The 17,595-nt window shown below is 63.6% G+C and carries 18 protein-coding genes; 6 read left to right on the top strand and 12 right to left on the bottom strand.

Annotated elements, in window-relative coordinates:
* Positions 1-64: 64 nt before the first annotated feature.
* Both AC0L2K_RS01115 and AC0L2K_RS01110 read right to left on the bottom strand, forming a co-directional pair.
* Positions 65-1,099, bottom strand: a complete 1,035-nt coding sequence (locus tag AC0L2K_RS01115) for an aspartate-semialdehyde dehydrogenase (RefSeq protein WP_091592145.1) — start codon at positions 1,097-1,099, stop codon at positions 65-67.
* 106 nt (positions 1,100-1,205) lie between these two features.
* Complete coding sequence (locus AC0L2K_RS01110) at positions 1,206-1,355, bottom strand: hypothetical protein (protein ID WP_473530374.1); 150 nt, start codon at positions 1,353-1,355, stop codon at positions 1,206-1,208.
* Between the two features lie 199 nt (positions 1,356-1,554).
* Between AC0L2K_RS01110 and AC0L2K_RS01105 the strand changes: the two genes are divergently transcribed.
* Complete coding sequence (locus tag AC0L2K_RS01105) at positions 1,555-3,411, top strand: DEAD/DEAH box helicase (protein ID WP_473530373.1); 1,857 nt, start codon at positions 1,555-1,557, stop codon at positions 3,409-3,411.
* A 198-nt stretch (positions 3,412-3,609) separates the two neighbouring features.
* Positions 3,610-4,293 carry a DUF805 domain-containing protein gene (locus tag AC0L2K_RS01100; RefSeq protein ID WP_473530372.1) on the top strand — a complete coding sequence of 228 codons (684 nt, stop codon included), beginning with the start codon at positions 3,610-3,612 and terminating at the stop codon, positions 4,291-4,293.
* 60 nt (positions 4,294-4,353) lie between these two features.
* Here the strand turns inward: AC0L2K_RS01100 and leuB are convergent, their stop codons facing one another.
* The 3 genes from leuB to AC0L2K_RS01085 form a co-directional block, all read right to left on the bottom strand.
* Complete coding sequence (gene leuB / locus AC0L2K_RS01095; RefSeq protein WP_473530371.1) at positions 4,354-5,457, bottom strand: 3-isopropylmalate dehydrogenase; 1,104 nt, start codon at positions 5,455-5,457, stop codon at positions 4,354-4,356.
* A 231-nt stretch (positions 5,458-5,688) separates the two neighbouring features.
* Complete coding sequence (locus AC0L2K_RS01090) at positions 5,689-6,066, bottom strand: RidA family protein (RefSeq protein ID WP_473530370.1); 378 nt, start codon at positions 6,064-6,066, stop codon at positions 5,689-5,691.
* Between the two features lie 711 nt (positions 6,067-6,777).
* Entirely contained in the window at positions 6,778-8,001 is a 1,224-nt protein-coding gene (locus tag AC0L2K_RS01085) for an argininosuccinate synthase (RefSeq protein ID WP_473530369.1), read from the bottom strand.
* A 230-nt stretch (positions 8,002-8,231) separates the two neighbouring features.
* Between AC0L2K_RS01085 and AC0L2K_RS01080 the strand changes: the two genes are divergently transcribed.
* On the top strand, positions 8,232-8,873 hold the full coding sequence (locus tag AC0L2K_RS01080) for a LysE family translocator (RefSeq protein ID WP_473530368.1): 642 nt from the start codon (positions 8,232-8,234) through the stop codon (positions 8,871-8,873).
* Here the strand turns inward: AC0L2K_RS01080 and AC0L2K_RS01075 are convergent.
* The 5 genes from AC0L2K_RS01075 to AC0L2K_RS01055 all read right to left on the bottom strand — a co-directional run bounded on the left by AC0L2K_RS01075 (position 8,845) and on the right by AC0L2K_RS01055 (position 12,273).
* Positions 8,845-9,324 carry a hypothetical protein gene (locus AC0L2K_RS01075; RefSeq protein ID WP_023803326.1) on the bottom strand — a complete coding sequence of 160 codons (480 nt, stop codon included), beginning with the start codon at positions 9,322-9,324 and terminating at the stop codon, positions 8,845-8,847. The two genes, AC0L2K_RS01080 and AC0L2K_RS01075, sit on opposite strands and share 29 nt — an antisense overlap.
* Positions 9,321-10,556: a dual-specificity RNA methyltransferase RlmN gene (gene rlmN / locus AC0L2K_RS01070; RefSeq protein WP_473530367.1), complete on the bottom strand. Its 1,236-nt coding sequence runs from the start codon at positions 10,554-10,556 to the stop codon at positions 9,321-9,323. Before rlmN ends, AC0L2K_RS01075 begins: the two co-directional genes overlap by 4 nt.
* Before the next feature lie 179 nt (positions 10,557-10,735).
* Positions 10,736-11,239: an invasion associated locus B family protein gene (locus AC0L2K_RS01065; RefSeq protein ID WP_473530366.1), complete on the bottom strand. Its 504-nt coding sequence runs from the start codon at positions 11,237-11,239 to the stop codon at positions 10,736-10,738.
* Positions 11,240-11,473: 234 nt separating this feature from the next.
* The gene (locus AC0L2K_RS01060; RefSeq protein ID WP_023803329.1) at positions 11,474-11,836 is read right to left on the bottom strand and encodes a YkvA family protein; all 363 of its coding nucleotides are present in this window, start codon (positions 11,834-11,836) and stop codon (positions 11,474-11,476) included.
* Positions 11,837-11,952: 116 nt separating this feature from the next.
* Positions 11,953-12,273 (bottom strand): 4a-hydroxytetrahydrobiopterin dehydratase, encoded by a 321-nt coding sequence (locus tag AC0L2K_RS01055; protein ID WP_473530365.1) that lies wholly within the window; start codon positions 12,271-12,273, stop codon positions 11,953-11,955.
* 52 nt (positions 12,274-12,325) lie between these two features.
* Here AC0L2K_RS01055 and AC0L2K_RS01050 point away from each other — a divergent pair, with 52 nt between their 5' ends.
* Positions 12,326-12,844: a low molecular weight protein-tyrosine-phosphatase gene (locus AC0L2K_RS01050; RefSeq protein WP_473530364.1), complete on the top strand. Its 519-nt coding sequence runs from the start codon at positions 12,326-12,328 to the stop codon at positions 12,842-12,844.
* Here the strand turns inward: AC0L2K_RS01050 and thpR are convergent.
* A complete protein-coding gene (thpR, locus tag AC0L2K_RS01045; RefSeq protein ID WP_027153691.1) occupies positions 12,748-13,344 on the bottom strand; it encodes an RNA 2',3'-cyclic phosphodiesterase in 597 nt (198 codons plus the stop codon). The genes AC0L2K_RS01050 and thpR overlap by 97 nt on opposite strands.
* 140 nt (positions 13,345-13,484) lie before the next feature.
* The gene (locus AC0L2K_RS01040; RefSeq protein ID WP_287248208.1) at positions 13,485-14,129 is read right to left on the bottom strand and encodes an arylesterase; all 645 of its coding nucleotides are present in this window, start codon (positions 14,127-14,129) and stop codon (positions 13,485-13,487) included.
* Between the two features lie 84 nt (positions 14,130-14,213).
* Between AC0L2K_RS01040 and AC0L2K_RS01035 the strand changes: the two genes are divergently transcribed.
* Both AC0L2K_RS01035 and AC0L2K_RS01030 read left to right on the top strand, forming a co-directional pair.
* On the top strand, positions 14,214-14,924 hold the full coding sequence (locus AC0L2K_RS01035; RefSeq protein WP_473530363.1) for an ABC transporter ATP-binding protein: 711 nt from the start codon (positions 14,214-14,216) through the stop codon (positions 14,922-14,924).
* Complete coding sequence (locus AC0L2K_RS01030) at positions 14,924-17,473, top strand: ABC transporter permease (protein ID WP_473530362.1); 2,550 nt, start codon at positions 14,924-14,926, stop codon at positions 17,471-17,473. Before AC0L2K_RS01035 ends, AC0L2K_RS01030 begins: the two co-directional genes overlap by 1 nt.
* Positions 17,474-17,595: the final 122 nt, after the last annotated feature.

Below are 17,595 nucleotides of genomic sequence, written 5' to 3'. Positions count from 1 at the left end.
CCGGTCGTCCGGCGCCCCGCGGGGGCCCGCCGCGGCAGCGGCGATACGGCCCGTGAGCGAGAAGTTACGCCGCCTTCTTCTTCGGTTGGATCAGCCCGCGCTCGATCAGCAATTCGGCGATCTGCACCGCGTTGAGTGCCGCGCCCTTGCGCAGATTGTCGGAGACGATCCACATCGACAGGCCGTTGTCGACGGTCGAATCCTCGCGGATGCGCGAGATGAAGGTCGCGTCCTCGCCGGCCGAGTCCAGCGGCGTGATGTAGCCGCCGTCCTCGCGCTTGTCGAGAACCTGGCAGCCCGGCGCTTCGCGCAGGATCTCACGCGCTTCCTCGGCGGTGATCGGCTTTTCGAACTCGATGTTGACCGCTTCGGAATGGCCGATGAACACCGGCACGCGCACGCAGGTCGCCGTCAGCTTGATTTTGGGGTCGAGCATTTTCTTGGTCTCGGCGACCATCTTCCATTCTTCCTTGGTGAAGCCGTCGTCGAGGAAGACGTCGATGTGCGGGATGACGTTGAAGGCGATGCGCTTGGTGAACTTCTTGACGTCGACCTGATCGGCGACGAACACCGCGCGGGTCTGCGTGAACAGTTCGTCCATGCCTTCCTTGCCGGCGCCGGACACCGATTGATAGGTGGCGACGACGACACGCTTGATGGTGGCGAGGTCATGCAGCGGCTTCAGCGCCACGACCAGTTGCGCCGTCGAGCAGTTCGGGTTGGCGATGATGTTCTTGCGCGTGAACAGCGAAATCGCGTCCGGGTTCACTTCCGGCACGATCAGCGGCACGTCCTGGTCATAGCGGAAGGCCGACGAATTATCGATGACGACGCAGCCCTGCTTGCCGATCTTCGGCGACCATTCCTTCGAAACGTTGCCGCCGGCCGACATGATGCAGATGTCGGTATCGGAAAAATCATATTGGTCGAGCGCCCTGACCTTCAGCGTGCGATCGCCGAACGACACTTCCGTGCCCTGGCTGCGCCGCGAGGCCAGCGCCACCACCTCGCTCACGGGAAAGCCGCGCTCTTCCAGTATGTTGAGCATTTCCCGACCCACATTGCCCGTGGCGCCGACGATTGCAACCTTGAAACTCATCGAAATCTCCTGTCCTCTCCGCTCGGTTTTTTGGAGAAAACCCGCCGGCCGATGCGGGTTTCAACCCCCGGGCCGGACCCGGGAGAGGGTGGTTAGGCCAAGGGAATCAGACCGTTTTAGGGGTCGTTTTACCGGTTTTTTTGGCCAAGAACGTGGTTTTGCTGGAACGAGCAGACGCGCCGAAACGCCCGGCCCGCTGGTTCACATTGCGGCCCGGGACGTCGAAGGCAAGAAGCGCCATCAAAAGGCCGCGCATCGAAACTACCCCATTCGGTGCCGGCTTTTACGCGGTTTGCGTAAAGAGTCAATCGCGACGCAGCCAGACGGCTTGCCCTGTACAATGGCGGCGGCGCGAAGTACGAACGATTGGATCGTTTGGCTCGTGGCGCTCCTGGCGCTCGCCGACGGATGACCCATTGCCGGGCATAAAAGAATCCGAATTCCGAAAGAGTGAAATGTCCAATTTCGAAGCACTTGTCCCCGCGCTGGCAAAGGCGCTGGAAAAACGCCGCTATGTCGAGCTGACGCCGGTGCAGAAGGCGGTACTCGAGCTCGGACAGGCCGATGCGCTGGTTTCCGCCCAGACCGGCTCCGGCAAGACCGTCGCCTTCGGGCTGGCTCTGGCGCCGACCCTTCTCGACGGCGCCGAGCGCTTTTCCCAAGCCGCAGCACCGCTGGCGCTGGCCGTGGCACCGACGCGGGAGCTCGCTTTGCAGGTGACGCGCGAGCTCGAATGGCTCTACGAACTGACCGGCGCAGCGATAGCGTCCTGCGTCGGCGGCATGGACATGCGGACCGAGCGCCGCACGTTGGGGCGCGGCGCCCATATCGTCGTCGGCACGCCCGGCCGGCTGCGCGACCACATTACCCGCAATTCGCTCGACATGTCCGAGCTGAAGGCAGTCGTGCTCGACGAGGCCGACGAGATGCTCGATCTCGGCTTTCGCGAGGATCTGGAATTCATCCTCGACGCCGCGCCGGCCGAGCGCCGCACCTTGATGTTTTCGGCCACCGTGCCGCGCTCCATCGCCACGCTGGCCAAGGGCTACCAACGCGATGCGGTGCGCATCTCGGCCGCCGGCGAGGAGAAGCAGCATCTCGACATCGAATACCGGGCGCTGAGCGTAGCCCAGGCCGACCGGGAAAATGCCATCATCAACGTGCTGCGCTATTACGAGGCGAAGAACGCTCTTGTGTTCTGCAACACGCGCGCCGCCGTCAATCACCTGACCGCGCGCTTCAACAACCGCAACTTTTCCGTCGTCGCGCTTTCGGGCGAGCTGAGCCAGAACGAGCGCAGCCACGCGCTGCAGGCGATGCGCGACGGCCGCGCAAAAGTCTGCATCGCCACCGACGTGGCGGCGCGCGGCATCGACCTGCCCAACCTCGAACTGGTGATCCACGCCGACCTGCCGACCAATCCGGAGACGCTTCTGCACCGAAGCGGGCGGACGGGACGGGCGGGACGCAAGGGTGTCAGCGCGCTGATCGTGCCCAACAATGCTCGCAGGCGCACCGAACGGCTGCTGCAAAGCGCCGGCCTTGCGGCGACCTGGGCAAGCCCGCCTTCGGCCGACGACGTCCTGCGCCGCGACGACGAGCGCATCCTCGCCGACCCGGTTTTCAGCGAGCCTGTGACGGATGATGAACGCGGCTTCATCAATGCGCTTCTTGAGCAGCATGGCCCCGATCAGGTGGCCGCCGCCTTCGTGCGTCTGTGCCGTTCCAGCCGTTCGGCGCCCGAGGATCTCCTAGACGTTGCTCCGTTCACGCCGTCGGGCGACAGGCCCTCTGGCGACAGATCTGCCCGTCGCGACGAGGCGCCAAGCCGCCGCGACGATTTTGGCGACAGCGTCTGGTTCTCGCTGTCGGTGGGGCGCAGGCAGAATGCCGAGCCGCGCTGGCTGATCCCGATGCTGTGCCGGACCGGCGGCATCTCCAAGCGCGAGATCGGCGCCATCAAGATGCAGCCGGAGGAAACTTTCGTGCAGATCGCGGCGGATTGGGCCGATCGGTTCCTCCAGGCGATCGGCCCGGATCGCAAGCTGCAGAACAACATCGCGGTGAAGCGGCTGGACGGCACGCCCGACCTGTCGCGGGCCGGCTATCAGGAGCCACGGCCGGACAAGAAGCCGCACCGCGGCAAGCGGACGTTCGACCAGAACGCGCCCAAATTCGAGAAGCGCGCACCGTCAGCCGATCAGCGCCCCGCCGCATTCGAGGCAAAGCCCTGGGCCGGGAAGGCAGGCAAGCCGAAATTCGACAAGGCCGGACCCGCCAAGAGCAAGAAAGCGAAGAAGCGGCCGGCTTAGCGATTTGCCGGCATCGTTGGCTTGTCATGGCCTGCAAGGGCTGGCCCTCGCCAAGGCAATCGATTCAGACTTCGACGATTGGTCGTCTCCAACACGAGTGGCGCGCTATCCTTTGTCTGAAGCGCTGCTCCCGCGCACGCACCCCTTGCGGTCTGCCGCAACTTTGAACAGTCTGGCCAGCGGGACGAGGGGCAGGACATGCGCGGCGAAGTGCTTCACTATGACGAGGACCAGGGTTTTGGTTTCATCACCGGAGCCGACGGCAACCGCTACACGTTCGCGGGCGAGGATCTGCGCCGTGAGGCGACGATAGGCAGGGGCACAGCCATCGAGTTCCAGCCGGCTGGCGGACGGGCACGCGAGGTTTTTTCGATCCGTGCCCAGGCTGCCAGTCTGCCTGCCGCAACCGCCGCCCCGACTCAAACCGGCAATGCGCCCGGGGCGCCGCAACATTTCGGCCGTTTCGCTGACAATGCTCCCGCCACCGACCTTTGGAGTTACTTCCGGCGCGGCCTGACTGAAAATTACTTCAATTTCTCCGGCCGTGCCCGCCGCAAGGAATATTGGGGCTATTGCCTGTTCTGGACGATCGCGCTGATCGTGGTCGTCGGCGTCGGCCTCTTCATCGACGACGCGATGGGCCATCTTGACGATTTGCCGGCAGTGATGGTCGGTCTTTGCGGCGCGTTTGTGCTGGCGACAATCCCGCCCTGGATCGGACTGAACGTGCGTCGCCTGCACGACATCGGCCTGACCGGCTGGCTTTTTCTGGCGGTGCTCATCCCGACCATCGGCTGGCTGATCATCCTGGTCTTCGCGCTGATCCCGACGCAGGCCCGTGAAAATCAGTGGGGCCCGGTGCCGGCGGGGGTCAGGGCCTAGCTGGTCGACACAGCGATTTTGAGGGGCTGGAAGCCGGGCGGACGTCGATCGCCAGCAGGCTTAGCCCAGGAACCTGGCGATGATCGCGTCGCCCATCTCAGCGGTGCCGACCTCGGTCATGCCAGGGGAAAGAATATCCCTGGTGCGCAAGCCCTGGTCGAGCACGGCGGCGATGGCGCTTTCCAGGCGATCGGCCTCGGTCACCATGCCGAAGGAATAGCGCATGCACATGGCGAAGGAGGCGATCATGGCGATCGGGTTGGCGATGCCCTTGCCCGCGATGTCGGGCGCCGAACCGTGCACCGGCTCGTAGAGCGCCTTGCGCTTTTTCGTCCTGGCATCCGGCGCGCCGAGCGACGCCGACGGCAGCATGCCGATCGAGCCGGTCAGCATGGCGGCGATGTCGGACAGCATGTCGCCGAACAGATTGTCGGTGACGATGACGTCGAATTGTTTCGGCCAGCGCACCAGCTGCATGCCGCCGGCATCGGCCAGCATGTGGTCGAGCTTGACGTCGCCATATCTGGCCTTGTGCGTCTGCGTGACGACCTCGTTCCACAGCACGCCGGATTTCATCACATTGCGCTTTTCCATCGAGGTGACGTGGTTCTTGCGCGTGCGCGCCAATTCGAAGGCAACGCCCGAGATGCGCTCGATCTCGAACGTGTCGTAGACCTGGGTGTCGATGCCGCGCTTCTGGCCGTTGCCGAGATCGATGATCTGCTTCGGCTCGCCGAAATAGACGCCGCCGGTGAGCTCGCGAACGATCAGAATGTCGAGCCCTTCGACCACCTCCTGCTTGAGCGAGGAGGATGCCGCCAGCGCCGGATAGCAGATGGCCGGCCTGAGATTGGCGAACAGCTCCATGTCCTTGCGCAGCCGCAGCAGTCCGGCTTCCGGGCGCACCTCATACGGCACCGCATCCCATTTCGGCCCACCGACGGCGCCGAACAGCACCGCGTCGGCGGCCATCGCCTTGGCCATGTCGGCATCGGAAATCGCCGCGCCATGCGCGTCATAGGCGCAGCCGCCGACCAGCCCCTCATCGGTGACAAAACCGCTGTCGAGCTTGACGTTCATGGCGGCGATCAGCTTCGTCACTTCGGCCATCGCCTCGGGGCCGATGCCGTCGCCAGCGAGCAGAAGAAGATTTTTCGAAGCCATCCTGAACCATCCTAACAGTGGCGCATGAAATCGGAATCGATTTCGGAAAGGATCATGCGCAGAAAGAAAATTCTACAGCGTCCTTTGCGCGTCTAAAGGATGCGCGGCGCTGTCGTGAGCCGCGGCCTTGCTAAACGCCAAGAGGCTCACGCGCAAGCGTTTGGTTCAGAGCATCCTTGTCGATGAACGCGCCTCGACAAGGTCGCGCAAGCTCCTGCGCCGCCATCGAACTCAGCGCTTCAGTGCCGTCACTTCGATCTCGATCTTCATTTCCGGCTTGTTGAGCTGACAGACGATCATCGTTGCCGCCGGCCTGATGTCGCCAAACACCTCGCCCAGGAGCGGAAAGACGATGTCGACGAAAGCCGCGTCGGTGATGTAGTAATGCGCCCGCACCACATCGGCCATCTCGAAGCCGCCATCCTGCAACGCCTTGGCAATCGTTGCCAGGCAATTGCGCGTCTGCGCTTCGACCGTGTGCGGCATTGTCATGGTCGCATAGTCGTAGCCGGTCGTTCCGGAAACGAAACACCAGTCGCCCTGTACCACGGCACGCGAATAGCCGGCCGCCTTCTCGAAGGGCGAGCCGGTGGAGATCAGTTTTCGCATGGTTCCCTCGGATATTCCTGAGGCGATATTGAGCTGAAGACGTGCCTTCCGGCTATGGGCCAGGCGGGGGTGGATCGACAGTGCAAAACCGTTATAGGCAGGCATGTCGGCCCTGAGTTCGATCGCAGCGAGGTCGAGCGAGGCGGCTCGAACTCCTCAAGGCCCAGCGGAACAGGCATCGGCCAACGCAGTGGTCTCCGTCCCGGAAGCCGAGCGGCAGTGAACGTCGGTTGTTTCAGCGGCGATTTCATGGCAGGGCGCAAGGATTCGAGATTGGCCGAAACATCCTCCACTTCGTCATCCCAGGGCGAAGCAAGGAGCGAAGCGACGCGGCGCAGACCCTTGGATCCATGCCGTGACCGCGCGGCAGTGCTCCTGCGGACCAGAACCGAACGCTACCACCCCGTTCCGCGAAAAAGCTCGACCCATTCTGGATTGGTCTTCTCGATCAGTCGGTCTTCCATTGGCGCAGTGGTGGATACAAGCGCCGTTCTGAGCCGCAGCATTCTACGGCTGAAGTCACGGAATGGATCCCAGGGTCTGCGCTCCGCTTCGCGTCGCTCCGCCCTAGGATGACGAAGGCGTGGTGGCCTGTGGCAAATCGCCAACGTTGGAGATTGGCGGCTGGGGCAGGCCGGCCACCAGTGACCACCTACCGTCCTCTGGAGGTTCAGTCAAAAGAGCCAAAAGCCCTCCGTGCAGAGATATTGGCTAGCTTTTTCGGCCCCGCGCCGCCAGCGTCCGCAGCCTCAGCGCGTTGAGGCGGATGAAGCCTTCGGCGTCCTTCTGGTCGTAGGCGCCGCGGTCGTCCTCGAAGGTGACCAGCGCGTCGGAATAGAGCGTCTTGTTCGACTTGCGGCCGGTGACGATGACGTTGCCCTTGTAGAGTTTCAGCCGCACCGTGCCTTCGACGTCTTCCTGGCTCTTGTCGATCATCGCCTGCAGCATCAGGCGCTCGGGCGCGAACCAGAAGCCGTTGTAGATCAGCTCGGCGTAGCGCGGCATGAACTCGTCCTTGAGGTGGGCGGCGCCACGGTCGAGCGTGATCGATTCGATCGCCCGGTGGGCTGATATCAGGATGGTGCCGCCGGGGGTCTCGTAGACGCCGCGCGATTTCATGCCAACGAAACGGTTCTCGACAAGATCGAGCCGGCCGATGCCGTTGTCGCGGCCGAGATCGTTGAGCGCCGCCAGCATCGTCGCCGGCGACAGTTTTTTGCCGTCGAGCGCGATCGGATCGCCCTTCAGGAATTCGATTTCGATCTCGATGACCTTGTCCGGCGCGTCCATCGGCGAGATGGTGCGCTGGTGGACGAATTCCGGCGGCTCGCTCCACGGGTCTTCCAGCACTTTGCCTTCGGAGGACGAATGCAGAAGATTGGCGTCGACCGAAAAAGGCGCGTCGCCCTTCTTGTCCTTCGGCACCGAGATCTGGTGCTGCTCGGCGAAGTTGATCAGGTCGGTGCGCGACTTGAACGACCAGTCGCGCCATGGCGCGATGACCTTGATGTCGGGATTGAGCGCATAGGCCGAAAGCTCGAAACGGACCTGATCGTTGCCCTTGCCGGTGGCGCCATGCGCAATCGCATCGGCGCCGGTTTCTTTTGCGATCTCGACCAGGTGCTTGGAGATCAGCGGGCGGGCGATCGAGGTGCCGAGCAAATAGGTGCCTTCATAGACGGCGTTGGCGCGGAACATCGGGAAGACAAAGTCGGAGACGAACTCCTCGCGCACGTCGACGATGCGGATATCCTTGATGCCCATCATCTCGGCCTTGCGCCGCGCCGGCTCCAGCTCGCCGCCCTGGCCGAGATCGGCGGTGAAGGTGACCACCTCGGCGCCAAGCTCGGTCTGCAGCCATTTCAGGATGATGGAGGTGTCAAGGCCGCCGGAATAGGCGAGCACGACCTTCTTGACGGCTTTTGCTTTCGACATTTGGCTGTTCCGCGACAGGGTTCTTTGCGGGCGAGGTATCACGGCCTTTCCGGGCTGCGCAAGAGACGAACGGTGATCAGGCCGCCGGTGCAGCTGCCGATCTCTCCCCACAAGGGGAGATCGGATGTCCCTGCGCCTTCGCCAACTCCAAGGCGCCGTGCTGGCGAGAAGCTGGCGTCTGTAAGGCACCTGCGCTATAGGCTGCGCTTTCTTTATCCAGGGGCCCGCAGATGTCCTTCATTCCCGACACCACCACGCTGATCCAATTCGCCCTCGCCACCGTGATCCTGGCGATCACGCCGGGCCCCGACATGACGCTGTTCGTGTCGCGCACGCTGAGCCATGGCCGCGCCACCGGCTTTGCCTCGATGGCCGGCGCGCTGTTCGGCACGCTGATCCACACCACGCTTGTGGTGGTCGGCATCTCGGCGTTGATCGTCGCCTCGCCAGCGGCCTTTTTTGTCCTGAAGATTCTCGGCGCCGCCTATCTCGTCTTCCTGGCGTGGCAGGCGATCACCAAGGGTTCGGCGTTTTCGCCCGAGAAGAAGAGCGGGCCGGAGATTTCGCTGTTTCGCGCCTGGGCGGCAGGGCTCGGCGTCAATCTGCTCAACCCGAAGATCATCCTGTTCTTCATGACCTTCCTGCCGCAGTTCGTCTCGGCCCATGATCCGAACGCGCCCGGAAAACTGTTCTTCCTCGGCGCGATGTTCGTCGTTTTGTCGATCCCGGTAACAGCGCCGATGGTCTTTGCGGCAGAAAAATTCTCGGCCGCGATGAAAGCAAGCCCGCGGGTAACGCGCGTCGTCGACTATCTGTTCGCCGGGGTGTTTTCGGCCTTCGCGCTCAAGATCCTGACCGCCCAGGCGAAGTAGACCTTCCGGCTTGGCGCCAGCTTCCGGCCGAGCGCCCGGCGCTCAGCCAGTAGAAAATGCCGCCGACCATGCCGCTGCCGATCACGGCAGCGACGACGCGCGGGTCGGTGATCTCGAAATTGGCGTCGGCGGTCTGGTGGGCGAAGCCGAGGAAGACCGCCGCGACCACCGCGCCCGCCAGCGCATAGAACAGCCAGTCGCGCCGTCCGAGGATTTCCGAGACGAGAATCGCCACCGCTGCCGGCATAAAGGCGAAATAGGCGACGAACAGCGCAACGAAGGGGATTGAAAAATACAGCGAGGCCGTCGCCGCCGGCTGCACATGCTCCGGCGTATAGCCCAGCGACGCCAGGAACATGACGTTGAGGAAAGCGCTGGCCGCCAGCGCGGCAACGCCATAACCGATCAGGATGATGGCGAAGCGGATGAAGTAGGCGACAAGGCGGGTCACGCCTCGCCGTGCCCCGCGATCATCATTGCTTCCAGCGCGAGCCGATCGACCTTGCGCATGCGCTCGGATTCCGACTTGAGCTGGCCGCAGGCGGCGAGGATATCGCGGCCGCGCGGCGTGCGGATCGGCGAGGCATAGCCGGCATTGTTGATGTAGTCGGCGAATTTCTCGATCGTCTCCCAGTCCGAGCACTGGTAGTTGGTGCCCGGCCACGGATTGAACGGGATCAGATTGATCTTGGCCGGAATGCCCTTGAGCAGCTTGATCAGTCCCTTGGCGTCCTCGATCGAATCGTTGACGTCCTTCAGCATGACATATTCGAAGGTGATGCGGCGGGCGTTCGACAGGCCGGGATAGGCGCGGCAGGCGGCGATCAGCTCTTTCAAGGGATATTTTTTGTTGATCGGCACCAAAAGGTCGCGCAGATCGTCATTGGTAGCGTGCAGCGAGATCGCCAGCATGACTCCGATCTCGTCGCCGGTGCGGAAGATCTCCGGCACGACGCCGGAAGTCGACAGCGTGATGCGTCTCTTCGACAGGGAAAGCCCGTCGCCGTCGGACGCGATCAGCAGCGCCTTCTTCACCGCCTCGAAATTGTAGAGCGGCTCGCCCATGCCCATCATGACGATGTTGGACACTTTCCGGCCCTCGGCCGGAACGACCGCGCCATCGGGCGTGTCGCGGTCGGGGAAATCGCCGAGCCGGTCGCGGGCGGTCAGAAGCTGGGCGAGGATTTCCTCCGCGGTCAGGTTGCGCACCAGCTTCTGCGTGCCGGTGTGGCAAAAGGAGCAGGTCAGCGTGCAACCGACCTGTGAGGAGATGCAGAGCGTGCCGCGGCCTTCTTCGGGAATGTAGACGGTCTCGATCTCGACCGGCCGGCCGGCGCCGCGCGGCGGAAAGCGAAACAGCCATTTGCGCGTGCCGTCGGAGGAAATCTGCTCCTCGACGATCTCGGGCCTGGCGACGGTAAAATGCCTGTCGAGCTCGGCGCGCAGATCCTTGGAGATGTTGAACATACCGGCAAAGTCGGAGACGCCGCGCACATACATCCAGTGCCAGAGCTGCTGGGCGCGCATCTTGGCCTGGCGCTCCGGCACGATGCCTGATGCAACGAGCGCAGCGCCAAGCTCGGCGCGGGTCAGGCCGATCAGCGACGGTTTTTCGGCCGGCGCGGCGCGGGCGCGCAACGCGTCACGGGCGCCTTCAGTGGTAAGGTCGAATGAGAGGGTCATTGTTGCGCCAATATAAGCGATTTACGGCCGATTACAGCATCGTGCCCGAAATGAAGCGCGGCGCATAGCACAGCTTGACGGCGGAGTCATGCAGGGGCGATCTTTACCTTCTTCCCACAAGGGGGGAAGGGAGAGCCGTGCCAGGCCCGGACCGGCCGCTCACTCAAACCCGGCTTTGGCTATTTGCACTTGGCGATGGACGACAGCGCCGCCGAAATGCCTTTCAGCGAAAAGACATAGGTGGTGGTGTTGCCGCGGCCGGACTTCGCCTGCACCTTCATGTCGCTGCCGGTTTTCATCGCGGCGATCAGCACCGGCTCCTCGGCGGCGTTTTCGACCCAGGCCGACTTGCCGCGGGTGAACATCGAAAAGCTCTTGCCGTCGACGGTGACGGTGGCCTTGGAGTTTTCCTGGAAATTGTAGCCGGCGATGAATTGCGGCTCGTAAGACACTTGCTGTCCCGGCCGCTGGCTGACGAAGAAGAACATGTCGCCATGGTCAAGCGTCGGCGGCTGCTTGTCGGTCGGCACGGTCAACACATAGCAAACCTTGCCGCCCGACGCCTGGTAGCTGTAGGTGCCCCAGGCATTGTGCTGGCCGATCTTGGTTGCCGACTGCGCCAGAGCCGGCGCTGTCATGGCCACCAGTGCCAGGCTCGAAATTGTAGCAATCAATCCGCGCATCGCTTTTCCCATATATGGTGCGGAGGCAGGCCGGCTCGGCGTCCTGCCCGTCGCTTCATTTTGATTTAATCTGGGTTACCAAACGGTGAAGTTCCCTCAGGAAAAGGACATCCACCCCAGGAAACCGCCGCCATCCTTGCGCCCGTCGCTCGAAAGCGGCAGTTGCAACGTCCCTTTCGCGACTTGGATGCCACGAAAGCGGCAAGAGTTTGACTTTTCTGCCTTATCGCCGGCTCAGCCGTTGTCGGCAATCGCCTGTTTGGCGGCGAGCCGATGCGCTGATGTGATGTGGGCTTTGACGGTGGTGATCGCGGCGGTCAGCACGGCGATGTCGTCGGTAAAGCCCAGTCCGAGGACGAAGTCGGGGATGACGTCAGCCGGCAGCACGAAATAGCCCAGCGCCGCCACCAGGATGCCCTTGGCGCGCAGCGGCGTGTTCTTGTCCATGGCGCAGTAGTAGGCGGCGACCAGTTCCTCCATGAACGGGATCTGCCGGGCAGCCCGCTTGGCCGTGCGCCAGAATTTCTCGCGCACTTCGCTCTCGTCGCCCGGCTTGCCGCCAAAGCCGAAGAAATCAAAACCTGATTTTTGCGCCATCAGTCTCTCCTAACGAGGCTGCGCATGGCGTTCCACGCGCGCCTGCCAGCGGAAAATGTGGTGAAAGTGCCAGTCCACTACAAGAGCCCGGCCGTTCCGCGGCCTGAAAAATCAGGCTACGGCGTCGACAGATCTCCAACGACCTGACCGAAATAGCGGCTCATCGTCCTGGCCAGTTCGAAGTCGAGCGCGGTCAGGCCGCCGGCATCATGGGTGTTCAGCGTCACGTTCACGGTGTTGTAGACGTTCGACCAGTCGGGGTGATGGTCGATCGTCTCCGCCGCCAAGGCGACGCGGGTCATGAAGGCGAAGGCTTCGGAAAAATCGCTGAAGGTGAAGCTGCGCGTGAGCGAGCCGCCATCCTCGGCCAGCGACCAGCCGTCGAGCCCGGCCAGCGCCTCGGCGACCGCCTCCCTGCCCAGTTTCTCTCTCGCCATGGTCGCTTCCCGTGCTATCTGGATTTGCAGTCTTCAGCATAGTGCCGGATCGATGAGCGCCAAGCCGATAAAATCCATTCTCTTTGTCTGTCTCGGCAATATCTGCCGCTCGCCACTGGCGGAGGGCGTGTTGCGCGCCGTCCTGGCAGAGCGCGGCCTCGATCGGGATATCCTGCTCGATTCGGCCGGGACCAGCGACTGGGAAGCCGGTTCGGCACCCGACCCGCGCTCGATCTCGATCGCCAAGCGGCACGGCGTCGATATTTCCGGACAGACGGCGCGCAAGCTGGCGCCGGACGATTTTTCGCGTTTCGACCTCATTCTCGCCATGGACCGATCGAATCTCCGGGATCTTAAAGCGCTGGTGCCTGCCGCCATGCGCGACCGTGTCCATCTGTTCCTCGAGTTCGCCGAGGGAAAGGTGGGCGACGTGCCGGACCCCTATCATCAGGGGCCGGAGGCGTTTGCCTCGGTCTACCGCATAATCCGCGAAGCGTCGGAGGCGCTGGCGACGCGGCTCGAGGCACGGCTGTCGGCGCCCGACAGCGGCCAGGCCTCCTCGACGATGTAGGGTCCGCCGCCGACCGAATCGCGCGACGACATCAGGACGAAGCGGCCGACACGGAAGGGCAACGTCGAAAAATTGCCGCGCGCCGAGAGATACTGGGCGACGTCGAGCGGGCTCGAATTGCGCAATCTGGCCAGCGTCACATGCGGCATGAATTTGCGCGGGTCGGCGGGGATGCCGAGGCGCTGGCAGATGCGCTCGATCTCGGCTTGCAGCGCCGCAAGATCGGGCGAGAAGGAGACGCCGGCCCACACCGCGTGCGGTTTTTTCTGGCCGAAGGCGCCGACGCCGGACAGTGTCAGCGCGAAGGACGGGCGGTGGACACGGTCGAGCGCGTTGGCGATCTCGTCGGCGACATGGCCCTCGACATCGCCAATGAAGCGCAGCGTCATATGGTAGTTCTCGACGTCGATCCAACGGGCCCCGGGCAGGCCGCCCCGGAGCAGGGACAGCGAAAGGGCGGCATCACGCGGTATTTCGAGGGCGGTGAAAAGACGCGGCATGGCAAGCCTCCTGTCCTCGAATCGAAACTCTGCCCCTAGCGAATCATCGAAAATCGAGCGGGGCAAGCGGTTTGTTGGTTGCACCTGGCCTAAAATCAAATCGTGCGGGGAATGCGTAGCATCATCGAAATCCGGTCCCTTCAAGAGTTGCCCTTAACCACGGCAATGGCTTTCTCGACATCCGGCAGTATGCGCTCGACCATGCGGTCGACGCCCTTGGCATTCGGGTGCAGGCCGTCCTCAAGTTGCATAGCTGGTTCGCCGGCTACGCCGTCGAGAAAGAATGGATAGAGCGGGACGCCGTGTTTTTCCGCCAGTTTCGGGAAGATAGCGTCAAAGCCGTTCTGGTAGTCGGCGCCGAGATTGGGGGCGGCGCGCATGCCGGCCAGCAGCACGGCGATGTTGCGCTGCTTCAGCTTCGCCAGCATGGCGTCGAGATTTTTTTGGGTGATATCGGGAGAAACGCCGCGCAGCATGTCGTTGGCACCGAGTTCGAGAATGACAAGCTGCGTGCCGTCCGGCACCGACCAGTCGAGCCGCGACAGGCCACCACTCGACGTATCGCCGGATACGCCGGCATTGGCGACGGTCACATCGTGGCCCTTGGCGCCGAGTGCTGCCTCAAGTTTCCGGGTGAAGCCTTCGTCCGGTCCGAGGCCAAAGCCTGCCATCAGGCTGTCGCCGAAGCCGACGATCTTGAACGGCTCGGCGCGCGCCGAAGAAATGGCGCCGCAAATTCCGAGGAAAAGGACGAAGGCTGCGGCAAGTCGGTGTTTGAAAGCCATGCGGCAGGGCCCCATATGACCGAGAACATTATACTGGCGGTAGGCGAATTCTGCCCTCCCTTTCCCATATAGGACGATTTTATTTTGACAGAAGCCGTCATCGCGCTGAAAAACGTATCGCTGACACTCGGGGAAGGAGCGTCTTCCGTCCATGTCCTGAAAGGCGTCAGCCTCGACGTGGCAAGTGGCGAGGCGACCGGCATTGTCGGGCCGTCGGGCTCGGGAAAGTCGACGCTGCTGATGGTTTTGGCCGGTTTGGAAAGGGTCGATTCGGGTACGGTACGAATCGCCGGCGAATTGCTGAACGGCAAGAGCGAAGATCAGATCGCATCGTTTCGTGGGCGAAACATTGGCATCGTCTTCCAGTCCTTCCACCTCATTCCCAACATGACGGCGCTCGAAAATGTCGCAGTGCCACTGGAACTAGCCGGCCATGCCGATCCGTTCGGGGTGGCGGCGCGGGAGCTCGTGGCGGTGGGCTTGAGCGATCGCGTCACTCACTATCCCGGCGAATTGTCCGGCGGCGAACAGCAGCGTGTGGCGATCGCCCGGGCACTGGCGCCTTCGCCGCGCATCCTGATCGCCGACGAGCCGACCGGCAATCTGGACCAGGCGACGGGACGGCAGGTCGCCGATCTTTTGTTCGCCAAAGCGGCCGAGCGCGGCATGACGCTGGTGCTGGTCACCCACGATCCGGCGCTCGCCGCACGCTGCTCCCGGCAGGTGTCGATGCGGTCGGGCCGGATCGAGGATGCGCCAGAACCAGTTCCAAATTCTGGCAAGGTGCCGGCCTGATGCCGCTGTCGCGCACGCTGAAGCTCGCCTTCCGCTTCTCGCTGCGCGAGATGCGCGGCGGGCTGTCCGGCTTCCTGATCTTCCTTGCCTGCATTGCGCTTGGCGTCGCGGCGATCGGCGGTGTCAATTCGGTTGCCCGGGCGATTACCGCCGGTGTCGCCAACGAAGGCCAGTCACTGCTCGGCGGCGATCTTCGTTTCCAGCTCAATCAGCGCGCCGCGACGCAGGCCGAGCACGTCTTTCTTGACGGGCTGGGCACGGTCTCGCACAGCGCCAACATGCGCTCGATGGCGCGGCTCGAGGACGGCTCCGACCAGGCGCTGGTCGAGGCCAAGGCGGCCGACGGCGCCTATCCGCTCTATGGCGCGCTGCAGACCGAGCCGGCGCTGTCGAAGCAGGAATTGTTCGGCGAACAATCCGGTGTTTTCGGCGCCGCCGCACCCGACCTTTTGTTCGAGCGGCTGAATCTTCGGATCGGCGACCGGCTGAAGCTGGGCAGCGCCACCTTCGAACTGCGCGCCCGGCTCGTCAACGAGCCGGACGCGGTATCCGACGGCTTCGGCTTTGCGCCGCGGCTGATGATCTCGACCGACGGGCTTGCCGCTTCCGGTTTGATCCAGCCCGGCAGCCTGGTCGAGAACGCCTACAAGGTGCGCCTGCCCGGCGGCACCGGCGAGGCTCGCATAAAAGCCATTCAGGATCAGGCGGCGGAGGAGTTTCCCGAGTCCGGCTGGTCGATCCGCACGCGCAGCAATGCAGCACCGGCATTGTCCGCCAATATCGAGCGGTTTTCGCAGTTCCTGACGCTGGTCGGGCTGACGGCGCTGGTGGTCGGCGGCGTCGGCGTGGCCAATGCGGTGCGCGCCTATCTCGACGGCAAGCGCGGCGTCATCGCCACCTTCAAGAGCCTGGGAGCTTCGGGCGGTTTCGTCTTTGCCGTCTACCTGGTGCAGATCCTGATGATCGCCGTGCTTGGCATCACGCTCGGCGTCGTGCTTGGCGCGCTAATGCCGTTCGCGGCGAGCGCGGCGCTCCAGTCGATCATTCCGGTGCCGGCGGAGGGCGGATTCTATCCCGGCGCGCTCGGCATGGCGGCGCTGTTCGGGCTGCTGGTGACGCTGGCTTTCGCCTTGCTGCCGCTCGGCCGGGCGCGCGACGTGCCGGCGACGGCGCTGTTTCGCGAAATGGGTTTTGAGGGCCGCGGCTTTCCGCGCCCGCTCTACACGGCGGCGGCGCTCGGCATCGCGCTGCTGCTGGCGGCGCTGGCCATTCTGTTTTCCGGCGACCGCTACATCGCCTCGATCTTCGTCGGCGCCACCATTTTTGCTTTTTTGGTGCTGCGCCTTGTCGGCGCGCTGGTGCAGTGGGCCGCCAAAAGGAGCCCGCGCGTTGGCTCGACGGTGCTCAGGCTCGCCCTCGGCAACATCCATCGGCCGGGCGCCTTGACGCCGTCGGTGGTGCTGTCGCTGGGACTGGGGCTGACGCTTCTGGTGACGCTGGCGCTGATCGACGGCAATCTCAGGCGGCAGATTTCCGGCAACCTGCCGGAGCGGGCGCCGAACTTCTTCTTCGTCGACATCCAGAGCAGCGATGTCGATGCGTTCTCGGCGCTGGTCGGCAGGGAGGCGCCGCAAGGCACGCTGGTCAAGGTGCCGATGCTGCGCGGCCGGGTGATGGCGCTGAACGGCGTCGACGTCGACAAGGTCAAGGTCCCGGCGGAAGGGGCCTGGGTGCTGCGCGGCGATCGCGGGCTGACCTACGAGGCCAGAATTCCTGCGAATGCGACGCTGACCGAAGGGACATGGTGGCCGGACAATTATGCCGGCGAGCCGCTGGTGTCGTTTTCGGCCGAGGAAGGCAAAGAGATCGGGCTGAAACTCGGCGATACCGTCACCGTCAACGTGCTTGGCCGCAACGTGACGGCGAAGATCGCCAATTTCCGCCAGGTCGAGTGGGAGACGATGGGCATCAATTTCGTCATGGTGTTTTCGCCCAGCACATTTGCCGGCGCGCCGCACAGCTGGCTGGCGACGCTCACCGAAAAGGGCGCGTCGCCGGCCGACGATGCCCGTCTTCTCAACGCTGTCACCCGTGCCTTTCCCGCGGTGACGACAGTCAGGGTCAAGGACGCGCTCGACATCGTCAACCGGCTGGTGGCGCAACTCGGCACCGCTATCAGGGCCGCGGCTGGGGTGGCGCTGATCGCCTCGGTGCTGGTGCTGGCCGGCGCGTTGGCGGCCGGCAACCGCGCCCGCATCCACGATGCGGTGGTGCTGAAGACGCTGGGCGCCACCAGGAAGACGCTGATCGCGGCCTTTTCGCTGGAATACATGCTGATCGGCCTCGCCACGGCGATCTTCGCGCTGGCGGCAGGCGGCATTGCGGCGTGGTTCGTTGTCGCGCGCGTCATGACGCTGCCGTCGCATTTCATGCCCGATGTGGCGGTGGCAACCATTGTCTTTGCCTTGCTGGTCACGGTCGGCATCGGCCTCGCCGGCACCTGGCGGGTGCTGGGCCACAAGGCGGCGCCGGTGCTGCGCAATCTCTGATCTGCAAGGGTCGGCAAGCTCAACGCGACCGGGATTGGGTTAAATCTTGTTAATGTTGGGCTTCGGACGGCCGATAAATCCGGATTTTTGCTACTTCACGAAGCATTACGCCCGGTTACGGT

The organism is Mesorhizobium sp. WSM4817 (genome assembly GCF_055811135.1).
The sequence above is the reverse complement of the archived record's forward strand: the minus strand, read 5'-3'. Positions and strand labels throughout refer to the sequence as shown.